General features: G+C 50.1%; 12 protein-coding genes. 4 read left to right on the top strand and 8 right to left on the bottom strand.

Features of this window, described 5'->3' with window-relative positions; translation table 11 throughout:
• Nucleotides 1–25 precede the first annotated feature (25 nt).
• From CWE23_RS10480 to CWE23_RS10455, 6 genes are read right to left on the bottom strand one after another with little or no spacing between them, the layout of a single operon-like run.
• Nucleotides 26–1,288 (bottom strand): tetratricopeptide repeat protein, encoded by a 1,263-nt coding sequence (locus tag CWE23_RS10480; RefSeq protein ID WP_241970621.1) that lies wholly within the window; start codon nt 1,286–1,288, stop codon nt 26–28.
• A gap of 10 nt (nt 1,289–1,298) precedes the next feature.
• Nucleotides 1,299–1,901: an energy transducer TonB gene (locus tag CWE23_RS10475; RefSeq protein WP_105307187.1), complete on the bottom strand. Its 603-nt coding sequence runs from the start codon at nt 1,899–1,901 to the stop codon at nt 1,299–1,301.
• Between the two features lies 1 nt (nt 1,902).
• Nucleotides 1,903–2,310 (bottom strand): ExbD/TolR family protein, encoded by a 408-nt coding sequence (locus CWE23_RS10470; protein ID WP_105307188.1) that lies wholly within the window; start codon nt 2,308–2,310, stop codon nt 1,903–1,905.
• A 14-nt stretch (nt 2,311–2,324) separates the two neighbouring features.
• Nucleotides 2,325–2,855, bottom strand: a complete 531-nt coding sequence (locus CWE23_RS10465; RefSeq protein ID WP_105307189.1) for a MotA/TolQ/ExbB proton channel family protein — start codon at nt 2,853–2,855, stop codon at nt 2,325–2,327.
• A gap of 3 nt (nt 2,856–2,858) precedes the next feature.
• A complete protein-coding gene (locus CWE23_RS10460; RefSeq protein WP_126820221.1) occupies nt 2,859–4,235 on the bottom strand; it encodes a MotA/TolQ/ExbB proton channel family protein in 1,377 nt (458 codons plus the stop codon).
• Nucleotides 4,236–4,247: 12 nt separating this feature from the next.
• Nucleotides 4,248–5,024: a DUF3450 domain-containing protein gene (locus CWE23_RS10455; RefSeq protein ID WP_126820220.1), complete on the bottom strand. Its 777-nt coding sequence runs from the start codon at nt 5,022–5,024 to the stop codon at nt 4,248–4,250.
• Between the two features lie 202 nt (nt 5,025–5,226).
• Between CWE23_RS10455 and CWE23_RS10450 the strand changes: the two genes are divergently transcribed.
• Together CWE23_RS10450 and rdgC are read left to right on the top strand one after the other, a co-directional pair.
• Complete coding sequence (locus tag CWE23_RS10450; RefSeq protein ID WP_126820219.1) at nt 5,227–6,972, top strand: sensor histidine kinase; 1,746 nt, start codon at nt 5,227–5,229, stop codon at nt 6,970–6,972.
• A gap of 36 nt (nt 6,973–7,008) precedes the next feature.
• Nucleotides 7,009–7,911 carry a recombination-associated protein RdgC gene (gene rdgC, locus CWE23_RS10445; RefSeq protein ID WP_105307193.1) on the top strand — a complete coding sequence of 301 codons (903 nt, stop codon included), beginning with the start codon at nt 7,009–7,011 and terminating at the stop codon, nt 7,909–7,911.
• On the opposite strand, the gene CWE23_RS10440 is transcribed toward rdgC, so the two are convergent.
• Nucleotides 7,904–8,755, bottom strand: coding sequence for an HDOD domain-containing protein (locus CWE23_RS10440; protein WP_105307194.1), 852 nt, complete (start codon nt 8,753–8,755; stop codon nt 7,904–7,906). The genes rdgC and CWE23_RS10440 overlap by 8 nt on opposite strands.
• A gap of 100 nt (nt 8,756–8,855) precedes the next feature.
• Between CWE23_RS10440 and CWE23_RS10435 the strand changes: the two genes are divergently transcribed.
• Nucleotides 8,856–10,538, top strand: a complete 1,683-nt coding sequence (locus CWE23_RS10435; protein WP_126820218.1) for a dipeptidyl-peptidase 3 family protein — start codon at nt 8,856–8,858, stop codon at nt 10,536–10,538.
• A gap of 36 nt (nt 10,539–10,574) precedes the next feature.
• Here CWE23_RS10435 and CWE23_RS10430 read toward each other — a convergent pair whose 3' ends face one another.
• The gene (locus tag CWE23_RS10430; protein ID WP_126820217.1) at nt 10,575–12,749 is read right to left on the bottom strand and encodes a S9 family peptidase; all 2,175 of its coding nucleotides are present in this window, start codon (nt 12,747–12,749) and stop codon (nt 10,575–10,577) included.
• A gap of 138 nt (nt 12,750–12,887) precedes the next feature.
• Here CWE23_RS10430 and CWE23_RS10425 point away from each other — a divergent pair, with 138 nt between their 5' ends.
• Nucleotides 12,888–13,739: a universal stress protein gene (locus tag CWE23_RS10425; RefSeq protein WP_241970620.1), complete on the top strand. Its 852-nt coding sequence runs from the start codon at nt 12,888–12,890 to the stop codon at nt 13,737–13,739.
• Nucleotide 13,740: the final 1 nt, after the last annotated feature.

Here is a 13,740-nt window from a genome sequence, read left to right as displayed (position 1 = left end):
CAGTTAAGTGACGTTTTGATGTCAGTTAGATGTCGTTGTTAGCCAATTGTTGTTGAAACTCCAGTTGCGATTTGGCATAGCGAACCCACTGTGATGCCGCTGCTTCGGTGGCCTCATAATCCTGCGCCGACTGGAAAGCCGCTACGGCCTTCTGGTACTGTTTTTGATTAACATGCACCATGCCCTGCACCAGATACATGTTGCCCGGATTTTTTAGCTCACCGGCCGCCAGCGCTTGTTGTGCAAGCTCCAGCGCAACGTCATTGCGATCAATATTCAGCGCCAGTTGAGCGGCCTGCGCCAGCATGTCGCCACGATCACCCAGCTCTGCTGCCTGCTGATAGGCTTCGATTGCAGCATCATACTCTTTCGCCTGCATCAGACTCTGGGCGTAAAACTTGCGGTTACTGAGGGTATTGTCCAGTTTGCCGTTACTTAGGCCCTGTTCCATAATCTCAGCCGCTTTATAGGGCAGTTCGTTTAAATAATAAACCTGCGCTAAATTACGCAATTCGGATGGTTTTTCGACAAAGCCCTGTTGATAGGCTGCTTCCAGCACCGCCAGTTGCTTGGCATTTTTTTCCAGTTGCCCATAAACACCGGCCAGTTGCAGCCAATATTCGGGTTTGCTGTAATTCACCACCAGCTTCTCCAGCATCTTCGCCACGCCGTCCGTTTGGCCCAGTTCGTAGTGAATCGCACGAGCCAGGATCAGCCAGTTTTCTTTTGCAACATCACCTTCGTCTTCGGCTTTCGCAATGGCCTTCTGAATCGGCTCTAAAGCATCCTGGTAACGGCCGTTCTGGTACATCGCCTGCGCTTCGAGCACCCAGGCTTTGGGCAACTCATCAGCGTCAGCCAGTTGCCGCCACTGCCCTAAATAATTCAGTGACTTATCATACTGGCCGTCGCTCAATGCCAATTGCGCTAAGCTGAACAAGGTGCTTTTCTGCAGTGATTCCGGAATCGGTTGTTCTGCAACAACCTTACCGAAATAATCGATGGCTTTGGCGGTATCACCATTGTCGTAATACATGAAGCCAAAAAAGTTCCACAACATGGCTCGTTCATAGCTGTTCATGCTGTCCGCGCGGGACGCCACCTCATTGAGTACTTCAATGCCTTGTGCGTTGCCCTGTTCGTCAGCGACGGTCTGCGCCCGCGCCAATTGACTGTACACCTTTTCACGTAACGCCGGGACGCGCTCAGTTTGCTGTGCGAGCACGGGTTGCGCGGAGATAAACAGCGCAACACCGGCCATTGCCATTGTCTTCAGGATCGTATTCATGGCCAATTCCTTAGTTCATCTCAAACGTCATGCGATTTTGAACCCCTTCCACTTCAACCGGTTCGCCATCAATAACGCGAGGTTTGTACTTGAACTTAACGACGGCATCCAGCGCCGCTTGCTCAAATATGCCCTGCGGTTCTGCCTGAACCACGCGCGGATCTCTCACGGTACCTTGCTTAGTGACGGTAAATTCAACCACCACAAAACCCTCAATACCACGCTGCAAAGCTCGCCGTGGATAAGTCGCCTGCACCTTCACAATCGGCAAGTACTCACCGTCAGACGCCTGTAATGAAGCACCATTGCCAATATCGGCGCTGGCATCAACATTGGCGGAAAAGTCATAGCCGCCGCTGGTGTCCGCATCCACATCACTGTCCATCTGTGGTTGCGGCAAGTCTTCCGGTGGCTGCTCAGGTTCCGGCGGACGCTCTGGCTTGCGCTCCTTTTCCTGAACTTGCTCCGGCTCCGGCGTGCGGACAAAGTCCAACACACTGCCGCGTACCGGTTCGGACATCGCCCCCTCGCCACCACTGATCAACGACTGCATCAAATAAAACAGTCCGATAGTGATGGTGGCAGCGGCGACAATCGCTGCTAAATAACGCATATCACTGCTCGTCCGTTGCTACAGAAACATCAAACACGCCAGCCGACCGCGCCGCATCCATCACTTCGATTAGGGTCTTGGTATTGGCCTGTTCGTCGGCTTGAATCACCACCGAACCTTGCGGGTTCTCCGCATACAGACGTTCGATGTTAGCTTGCACGGCACGAATATCGATTTGCCGTTTATTTATCCACACTTCATTATTCTCGCTGATCGCAACCAGAATGTTGGCACGGCTTTTCTGCACCGCAGTTGATGCATCAGGGCGGTTCACGTCAATACCAGCCTCTTTTACGAAAGAGGCGGTAACAATGAAGAAAATCAGCATGATAAAAACAACGTCGAGCATCGGCGTCATATCAATCTGGCTTTCTTCTTCTTCCACTAAGTTGGCAAAATGCTGTTTCATCGTTGGCGCTCCAATTAATGACGCTCAAGTAAAATTCGGTCTTCTAACTTCATCTTTTCACGGCGCGTGGTGCGCTGTAGCCAGGTCGCCGCAAACACGCCGGACAACGCGCCCACCATGCCGGCCATTGTCGGGATGGTGGCTTTTGATACCCCCGATGCCATCGACCGCGCACTACCGGTGCCGGTGATCGCCATCACGTCGAATACTTCGATCATGCCGGTAACGGTTCCCATCAATCCCAGTAACGGACACAGTGCAACCAAGGCTTTAATGACCGGCAAATTTCCGCCTAGCCCCAACGCGACTCTGGAAATCATCGCCTGCCGAATCTGTTCGGCATTCCAGGACGATTTATCTTCTCGCTGCTGCCAACGCGTCAGAGCCTCTTTTACCCGAGCCCGATGACCGCGAAGGAAGTAGAAAATGCGTTCCAGAATCATCAACCACATGGTGAAGATGAGGATTCCGATGACCAGCAGGACTTGCCCGCCGGCCTCGATAAAGTCACGCAGTGCGTGACTGAATTCAATGAGGAATAACATGCCTTATGCTCCTCGCTCAGAACGCTCCGCAATAATGCCTGAAGCTTGCTCTTGCAGGATGTGGATCATGTTCTTGCTGCGCGTGTGAAGCATCGCGAACAACAAGGTCATTGGAATCGCAACCACCAGACCCAGCACCGTTGTGACCAACGCCTGTGAGATACCACCGGCCATCAGTTTCGGGTCGCCGGTACCAAACAAGGTAATGGCCTGGAAGGTGTTGATCATACCGGTAACGGTACCCAACAGACCCATCAGCGGTGCTACCACCGAGATGATCTTAATGAACGTCAGGTTACGAGTGATCTTAGGCACTTCACGCAAGATGCCTTCACTGAGTTTAAGCTCCAGCGTTTCGGTATCTGCTTGTGGGTATTTGTCTTTAATTAACATCACACGACCCAGTGGGTTATCCGCACTCGGCTGCTCTTTCTTCAACTGACGTTTTACTTTGTTGCCGATAAGCATCAGCGACACAAAACGCTCCAGCGCGAATAACAGACCGACCACACCTAATGCCAAAATGATGTAACCGACCGTGCCACCTTGTTGCACACGTTCTTTCAGACTCGGCGCCTGCACCAACAAGCCCAGGATCGAACCACCGGTTGGGTCCAGACCAAAGGTCACAACGCCCGAATCCGCCTCTTGCAAGGATTCCGCTGACTGCAGGTAACGCCCTGCCGGCTGACGGACTAATTCGGCGATATTACCGGTGGTGCTGTTGTATTCGAGGTATTTGCCGTCTGCGACAAGGTTAAAGGTACCCACGCGAACCACGTCTTGTGTTTCCTTTTCACCGTCCGCTTCGGTAACCATAGCTTCAAATTCGGCGATTTTGCCGGACTCGGTCATTTCCTGTTGCAGCGCAAACCAAACGGTTTCGATTTCTTCGATGGTTGGGAGCTTCGACGAACTGCCGATCTTCTCCGCCAACTCGGTCAACTGCTCTGCACGGCCAGGGAACTGTGCGGATACCACAGAGTTTTGGAATTTGCCCGACGCATCACTGGTCACTTGTTGTAAGACACCGAACAACTCTTTTAATGAGCCCATGCTCTGAGTCAGGTTTTCTTCTAAGTTTGCCAACTGGGTTTCGTTGCCTTCAAACTCGGTTTCCAGATCAGAAGCCAGCTGTTCCAGTTGATTGCGTTGTGCAATGGCGTCTTCAAGGATCTGCTTTTGCTGGGCTTCCTGTTGGCGAAAACGGGCTTCACGTGCCTGGTTTTCTTCGCTTTGCGAAAACTGCCCTTGCTGCAACTGTTGCAACAACTGATCCAGGTTAATAGGTTCTTGCGGTGCCGGGGCTGCGCTGACCGATGCGGTCATTAAGGTAGCCGCCAAAGCCGCAGTTATCTTTTTCATCGAACGACGTAACATAGCGAGGCTCCTTTACTGACCTGATGTTTTATTGGCTAAAAGCGGTAACATCAGCAGATCCGGCGCTTTCTGTTTCCGCGCAATGCTGATGGCTTGGTCGATGGCAATAAGGTGACTGCTGTCGAGTGGCTTCCACTCGCGTTGTTGCTGGTCCCAGATGCCTAAGTGTTGGCCGTCGCGGGTCTTGTAAATCAGCGCTACACGACCGATACGCAGGAAGGTAACGTCCTGTTTTTCGCCGCCATTCACCGAGTGCTCAGCGGTGTAAGCTTCGATGTTGCGACCGTAATCGGTTTCAATTTGATAGGCTTCCATGACCCGACGGAATTTCTCGGATACCTCAACGTTGGCACGTTGCATCAGCTCTTTCAGTCCATTGATACGTTGTTCGCGTTCCTCGGCCAAAAATGGCACATCGAGCTCAACAAAGGTTTCCAGTGATTCGATCATGCGCATCATCAGCGGCGTAACCTGACGCTCAACAAAGCTCACCTGATCGATGGATTCGTTCAGGTCAGACATTTCCTGTTGTTGATTATCAACTTGCTGCTGTAACTGACGGCTATAGACTTGTAAACCGTCAATCTCTTTCATGATCTGTTTGTATTGCTGTAAACGCTCTTGCATTGATTCAGCAATATTATCAACGGTCAGCTGTGACTGACGCGCTGATTGGTTTATCTCCGCGGCATTCTCAACTACCGGCTCAAGACTCTGATCTTGTGCCTGCGCTGGTAGAGACAATGTGGCTGCGAGAGCTAACGCGGTACCTGTTGCTAACAACCTCATGATGTGGACCTTTTCGCTTGAATGAAGGTGATGTAAACCACCTGAAATTAGAGATGCGACAACTTTAGTGAATTTTCGTGACAACTTAATGACGGCTTTATGTCAGCTTTGTGACAACCCTTTTTATTGCGTTAGCTTTCGTAATGCTTTAGCTTACTCACTATAACGAGTGATCATAATAACCAGCGATTGTTACCCTTTTATGGCCAATAAAAGTATTTCTACCTCTCTTCTAACCCGCGTTCTGTCAGTGTATTTTTTGCTGACACTGATGGTGACAGCGATCCAGATTGGAGCGGAATACTTTGATACCAAGCGTGCCCTTATTTCCGAGTTACAGAACCAGCAAAGTACCTTCAGTGGTTCGTTAACACGTTCTTTATGGGAATTTAACAACCCCCAGATCGATAGCATCGCCGATGGACTCATCAGCATTCCTGCCATCGCCGGCGTGCTGATCCGGGATGACAGCGGTAATATTGTCGTGCAACTGGGTGAAACGCTGTCGGTGGAAGAACTGCCGGAACAGACGGTTGATGGCTATATGTTGCCGGAGCAAAACGGAATTTTTGGTTACTTTGATACGTTAATTTTTGAATTCTCCGGGCACTCTACCCGGGTCGGCGATGTAACGCTGTTTTCCACCCGCGATATCGCCATTGACCGGATCAAACTTAGCCTCGCGTTCATTATTGGTAACGCCATCATTAAAAGCACCTTTCTGCTGATTTTGTTCTCGCTGGCGTTCAGCCGGATGCTCAACCGCCCACTGAATGATCTGACCCGGCAGATTCGCTCGTTTCGGCTGGATAATTTGGAAGCCTCGCGCGTACGCCTGCACGACCAGCACAATAATGAACTGGTACTGATCGAACATGCCTATAACCAACTGATTGATAATATCGAGGAATATCAGGACGACCTGGAACGAACGCAGCATAAGCTGAAGCTCGCCAATCGACAGCTTGATGAACAGAATGCCATTCTCGAACAAGAAGTCGCGCGTAAAACATCTCGATTAAGTCAAGTAATGCTGGATCTCGAACAACGCAAAAACGAACTCGAGCTGCGTCAGGAAAAGCTAGAGCGAGAAATCAGCCAGCGCCGCACCATTGAAAAAACCCTGCGTGAATCCAATCAACGCCTGGAAGCCTCATTACAGCATCTGAAAGAAACGCAACAGCAGTTGGTCGAGTCGGAAAAAATGGCGTCTTTGGGTGGACTCGTTGCCGGCATCACCCATGACGTGAATACGCCAATCGGCATCAGTGTCACGGCAACGTCCTTTTTGCAGGAAAAACTGGACGAACTTGCTCACGCGCTGGAATCCAAACAGCTTACCCAGCCACAGTTGCAGAAATTTATCAGCGAAGGACGTGAAAGTCTTAACTTACTGGATAATAACCTGCAACGTGCGTCTGAATTGATCAGCAGTTTTAAACAAGTCGCTGTCGACCAGGCGTCTGATGCGATCCGCGATATCAACCTCAAGCGCTACATCGAAGACCTGATCCAATCACTACAGCCTCAACTTAAGAAAACCCAACACCAAATTCATGTAGAATGCCCGCAGGATCTATACGTTCGCTGTCCAGCCGGCGCCATCTCGCAAATTTTCACCAACCTCATTATGAACTCGTTAGTGCATGGTTTTGAAGGCATTGAAGCGGGTAATATGTGGATTAGAGTGACACCGCAACATGACGGTCAGCAGGATAGACTGCATGTCCACTACAGTGACGACGGCCGCGGCCTTGATGAAAGCAAGTTGGCGCACTTATTTGATCCTTTCTTTACCACCAAGCGCGACCAGGGTGGCAGTGGTTTAGGCACGCACATTGTGCGAAACCTGGTAACGCAGACACTAAAAGGCGACATTGACGCCAGTAGCGAAGCCGGTAATGGGCTAACCTACGAGTTTTCGTTTCCGATTATTATTCTTAGCTAATCCAGCTCTTAGTCTATCAATAGAGAGAACCTATCTATGTGGTTTAGGAATTTACGTTTTTATCGTTTCAGCGATGAGTTTGCATTGCCTGACGACTTCGAGAATAAATTAGGCGAGCACTTATTTCGTCCCTGCGGGCGTCAGGAGCAGTCTACGTTTGGCTGGTTCTCACCGTTTGGCGCTGATCACGAAACACTGACTCATGTTCTCAACGATTGCCATTTACTCTGTGCACGACGCGAAGAGAAGGTTTTGCCGGCGGCCGTGATTAATGCCGAACTGGAAGAGAAAGTCCGGCAAATACAAGAGGCTGAGGGACGCCCTGTTAATCGAAAAGAAAAACAAAACCTCAAAGAGGATTTAATCCATCAACTGTTACCGCAAGCCTTTAGTCGTTATCGCTTGAGTTGGGGCTATATCGATTTGAAGCGTCAGTTAGTCATCATTAATGAATCGGCCGCAAATAAAGCCGAAGATTTTCTCGGCTTGTTGCGTTCTACGCTGGGCTCATTGCCGGTGCAGCCGGTGAGCCCGGCAGAAGCCGCCGAATTGACCATGACTGACTGGCTAAAACGCAACGACCTACCCGCGGCCTTCGATTTTGGAGACGAAGCCGAGTTGCGGTCACCACAGCAGGATGGCGGTATCTTACGGTGTAAAAACGAAGACCTGACCCGTGACGATATCCAGGCTCATATCGAAGCCGGCAAACAAGTTACCCGTCTGGGCTTGGTGTGGCAGGAAAACATTGAGTTTATTTTGGAAACCGACTTTGCGTTGAAACGGGTAAAGGCCACAGACATTCTGATGGACGCCCAGGATGACTTAGTCGACCCAAGCCCTGAGGAAAAGCTCGACGCCGACTTCATGCTGGTGTCTGCGCAAATCGGTGAACTCTACGACGATCTCGTCAGAGCCTTTACCAGCGACGCTAACTAAGCGTTTCGAGCATGTCACGATAATCTTGTACGATAGCCTCTTCCTGCCAGAACCCGCTGGCAGGAATCACCTCACGCTGTTCGTATTCAGCCACCGTCATCGCGTTTACATCGGGTTCGGCATTGCCGGTCAGAAGGCTCGCCAAATGCACAATATCGCAATAGTTTATGACAATGGCATCATCCAGTAATTTTATTCTGCCGCAGCGGAAATAGTGAGGAACACGGATCAGATTTGGCGTGAACTCCCAGTGTTTAAGCACATCCACACCCAACCGCGCACCGAAACTCTTCATGGTCTCGTTAATCAACGATGGATTAGCAAAACTGTCGTCAAATTCGTCGGCAAGCTTTAGTATCGGGGCTAACCCAATACGCGACACCATACCGGCTAATAATGCGACATCCTGGTGTAACCGGTGTCCAATACCACGCTGTTGCAAATGTCGCGTGATAATCACCGATGCGGCAGCAATTTCCCGAGTCTGGCGAACGTAGTCCGCCGAGAACTCTTGCACAATGTCATTCTTTGGGCAAAATACCTGCTCTACCGCCATCGCCAGCGCCAGTGTGCGGATACGACGCAAACCGATCCGGGTCAGTGCCTGCATCAAACTCTCGGCTTTACTCCGGCCCCCCAAGTAGGCGCTGTTTGCTAACCGAATCAACCGTGCCGATAACGCCGGGTCATGCTGGATGATGCGCGCCAGATCTTGCAGGTTGCAGTTAGGGTTAAGCGTTGCATCACGAACTCGTTCAGCCGTTTCAGGCAATCCCGGCAGTTGCAATTCATCACGTTTTAAACGATCGTCAATGAGAGAGTAAAGCGCATTCGGCGCAGCCATTACCTTGTCCTTTATCTTGTTTATGTCGCTTGCGCACACACGGAGTAAGCAGTATTTTATACATTCATATAACACTTACTATAACGAAAAAAGCTAAGCTATGTTAAAACAAATATTTACCTTAACGCCATTGTTTCTTGCGCTGGTTGCGTGTAGTGATCAAGAAGCCGCGACCACAGTAGCCAGCAACGATGCCGGCAACGCACAACAGACCGTCACTTACCAATTGACTCCCAATGCAGAGCAGCGCTTTGACATTTATACCGATTATGAATTGACGACCGATCTCAGCCACCTGAGTGCTGACCAGAAACAGATGTTGTCGTTGCTTATCGACGCCGCAAAAATCATGGATGAATTGTTTTGGCGGCAGGCATTCCCACGGGATAAAAACGAATTTCTAGCGGCTCTGCCTGAGTCCGCAAAAGCGTTTGGTCAAATTAACTATGGTCCCTGGGATCGCTTAAACGGCAATGAGCCTTTTGTCCGCGAGTTTAGCGACAAACCTGCGGGTGCTAACTTTTATCCTGCCGATATGAGCAAACAAGAGTTTGAGGCGTTCGACAGTGAAAGCAAGCGTAGTCTTTATACGCTGATCCGGCGTGATGACAATGGCCAACTTACCACGGTTCCCTACTCAAGCGCCTATCAGCAACAACTCACAAAAGCATCTGAGTTGCTGCGTCAGGCCGCTGACTTGGCCGAAAGCCAGGCGTTTGCTAATTATCTGCGCCTGCGTGCCAATGCCTTTTTAAATGACGACTATCAACCGTCCGATTTGGCCTGGATGGATATGACCGATAACGATATTGATGTGGTCATTGGCCCGATTGAAAACTACGAAGATCAACTGTACGGCTATAAAACCGCATTTGAAGCCTATGTGCTCGTAAAAGATAAGGCCTGGAGTGAGCGTTTAGCGAAGTACGCGCAGTTTCTGCCGGTGTTGCAACAGGGCTTACCGGTTGCCGAAAAATATAAAGCAGAAATGCCCGGCGCTAATGCACAGTTAAATGCCTATGACGCCATCTATTATGCCGGCCATTCCAATGCCGGCAGTAAAACCATCGCCATTAACCTGCCGAATGACGAAACGGTACAGTTGGAAAAAGGCACGCGCCGGCTGCAGTTAAAAAATGCGATGCAAGCAAAATTCGATAAAATCCTGGTGCCTATTGCCGAGGAGCTTATTGTCCCTGAACAACGCGACAATATTACCTTCGATGCGTTTTTTGCAAACACCATGTTCCACGAAGTCGCTCATGGGCTTGGCATAAAAAATACCATCAATGGCAAGGGTACCGTGCGTGCAGCGCTCAAAGAACATGCTTCGGCTTTGGAAGAAGGCAAAGCGGACATACTTGGGCTTTACATGATTACGCAACTGTTTGAACGCGGAGAAATCGAAACCGGTACTCTGGAAGACTACTACACCACCTTCATGGCCAGCATTTTCCGCTCGGTAAGATTTGGCGCCTCAAGCGCACACGGCAAAGCCAACATGATTCGCTTTAACTATTTTGCCAATCAGGGCGCTTTCACCCGTAACGCAGAAGGACAATACGCCATCAACATGGGCAAAATGCGCCAAGCCATGAATGATCTCTCAGAAAAAATTCTGACGCTGCAGGGTGATGGTGATTACGAGGGTGTGACAACATTAGTTGATAGCCTGGGTGTCATCAATAACCAATTACAGAATGACCTGGATCGCTTGAGCGACAAAGGTATTCCGGTTGATATTAATTTCATTCAGGGTAAACAGGTATTAGGACTCCAGTGAGACAAAAAAGGGAGCCTTTCGGCTCCCTGTTCTACGCTAGTTGTTCAACAAATCCAGAATAAACGCATACTCCTCGGCAATTTCTTCCAGCCTTGAGAAACGTCCCGAACTGCCACCATGGCCAGCTTCCATGTTGATACTGAAGACCAGCGGATTATCATCGGTTTTCAGATCACGCAGTTTCGCAACCCACTTGGCCGGTTCAAAGTACTGCACCTGTGAGTCATGTAAACCGGTTGTCACCATCAACGCCGGGTAGTCCTGTGCGGCTACGTTATCGTAAGGAGAATACGACAACATATAGTCGTAAAAGGCTTTTTCCTTCGGGTTACCCCATTCATCGAACTCGTTGGTGGTCAATGGAATCGATTCATCAAGCATGGTCGTTACCACATCCACGAACGGCACATGAGCAACCATACCGCGGTACAGATCCGGCGCCATATTGGCCACGGCCCCCATCAACAGTCCACCGGCGCTGCCTCCCATAGCAAACACCTTGTCCGGATGCGCATATCCTTCCTTGACCAAATGTTCGGTAACATCAATGAAGTCGGTAAAGCTGTTCTTCTTATTCAACAGCTTGCCCTGTTCATACCAGTCACGCCCCATTTCCTGACCACCGCGAATGTGGGCAATGGCGTAAACAAAGCCACGATCCACCAGGGATAAAACCGTGGAGCGAAAATAAGGATCGGAAGATGAGCCATACGAGCCATACGCGTATTGGTATAATGGCGTCGTACCGTCATGTTCGAAATCACTGCGCATCAGCAGCGACACTGGTATCTGAGTGCCGTCATCGGCGGTCGCCCACACACGCTTGGTGCGATAATCCGACGGGTCAAAGCCCCCCAACACTTCAGTTTGTTTAAGCACCTCTCGCTCGCCCGTTTTCATGTTGTAAGCGAACACGGTTGTCGGTGTCTTCAATGAGCTGTAGGAATAGCGCAACACGTCGGTATCTTGCTCGACGTTACGTTCAAAGTAGGTCACATAAGGTACTTCATCTGACTCGATGTAACGCTGTTGCGAGAAGTCCTGCCACGGCAACACGCGAATACGGCGCAAACCGTCGCTGCGTTCGTTAATGGCCAGGTAGTTATCGAACGCTTCAAAGCTCTCAATAAAGACCTCATCAGAGGTTTCGACCAGCGGCTGCCAATTGTCACGGCTGCCGATGGCATCATCAGCAACTTGCATTAGTTTAAAATTCGGCGCGTTCCAGTCGGTGCGGACAATCCAGCGTCCGTCAAAATGTTCAGCGCTGTATTGCACGCCGCGCTCTCGTGGCGCAAACACCTGCAATTCGGCGTCTGGAGTGGTCGCATCCAGAATGCGTAATTCGTCAGCAACGGTGCTGCTCATCTGCACCTTGATAAACGCATCATCCTTGCTGTTGCTTAGCCACATGTAGAACGATTCATCATTTTCTTCATAGACCAGCGTTGCCTGATCCGCCGGGGCATCGAGCTGATGCTTTAACACCCGCTTAGACAACAGCGTCTGAGGGTCGTTTTCAATGACAAACAAGGTGTTATTGTCGGCCGCCCAGGCAATACTCGACGATAACCCCGTCAGGCCTTGCGCCTTCATCTCGCCGGTCGTCAAGTCTTTAACCCACAGTTCGTATTGACGTCGCCCGGTTGTATCGACCATATACGCCAACAGGTTCTGATTGGGACTGATGGATAAATTGGCGGCATTGAAATAATCATGCTCAGCGGCCAATTCATTCACATCTAACAGCACTTGTTCTTCACCACCGGCTACCGGCTTACGCGCATGGATAGGATACTCACTACCCTCTTCGTAGCGCGTATAATACTGATAGTCACCCTTGGTGTAGGGGACTGAAGCATCATCCTGTTTGATACGACCAATAATTTCATCGGTCAAAGTTTCTGTCAGCGCCTGATAATCGGCACGGTAGGCGTCATAGTAGTCGTTTTCTGCTTCCAGATAAGCCAGTACTTGCGGAGCTTTGCGCTCGTCATCACGAAGCCAGTAATAGGTATCGACGCGGTCGGCAACCGGCGACTCAACAATAAACTCTTTTTCTAAGGCATCGGGTGGAACCGGCAGTTCGGATTTATCCGCTGCCTGTGATGTGTTGTTAGTAGACTGTGCCGTTTGCTCACTACAGGCACTGACCGACAGCCCTAAAATCAGTGCAATGGTCAGCGTTAAGGTGGAACGTTTAATATCCATCAGGATCCTTCTCTTTGTTGCGATTTTGTTAAGTAATGTAACGACTTTTCAAAAAAATGAAAGCTCTGCTGCGATGACTGGAACTATTAGCGCGAGTAAGCATCCCATGATAGACTTTGCGCCGCGAAAGAGGACGATATGATGAAGCACGTTTTTGCCTGCCTTGATGGCTCAGCCTCAACTATTGCTGTCTGCGATTATGCCTGTTGGGCGGCTCAGCGGTTAAACACGCCGTTAACGTTATTTCACGTATTGGATGAACAGCGCTATCCAGCCCCCACCGATTTATCCGGACAACTTGGTTTTGGTAGTCAGGAAGCCTTACTCAATGAACTAACCGCTCTTGATGAAAAGCGCAATCGGTTGGCATTGCAGCATGGCCAAAACATGTTGGATGCCATACAACGCCGTGCCGAAGAAAATGGTCTGCAAGAAATTAGGCAACAACAGCGGCATGGCAGTCTGGTTCAGTCATTAACCGACGTCGAAGCAGACATCCGGCTGTTGGTCATCGGTCAAAAAGGTATCGACAGTAATGACAGTGTGCGCATGGGAAGTCAGCTGGAAACTGTGATCCGGGCAGTACGTCAGCCGATTCTGGTGACGCCAAAACAGTTTCGTTCACCACGCACTGTTATGTTGGCCTTTGACGGCAGCGACACGTCACGTAAAGGCGTAAAAATGTTGGCTGAAAGCCCCATTTTTAAAGGTATGCCAATACGGCTGGTAACGGTCGGTAATAACGACAACGATACCAAGGCCGCAATTGAGGCCGCCGCCAACCACTTACGCGAATACCGACACGACGTTGACTTTGATATTATTTCCGGAGCCATTGAACCGGCTTTGCATCAGTATCAAAAGCAGCACAATATTGACTTGTTAGTGATGGGTGCCTACGGTCATTCACGTATGCGTCATTTGGTGTTAGGCAGCACCACGCGCAAAATGATTCAGGCATCCGACACCCCGCTATTACTTTTACGTTAAG

The organism is Idiomarina aquatica, assembly GCF_003987185.1.
In the GTDB taxonomy this organism is placed as follows: domain Bacteria; phylum Pseudomonadota; class Gammaproteobacteria; order Enterobacterales; family Alteromonadaceae; genus Idiomarina; species Idiomarina aquatica.
The sequence above is the reverse complement of the archived record's forward strand: the minus strand, read 5'-3'. Positions and strand labels throughout refer to the sequence as shown.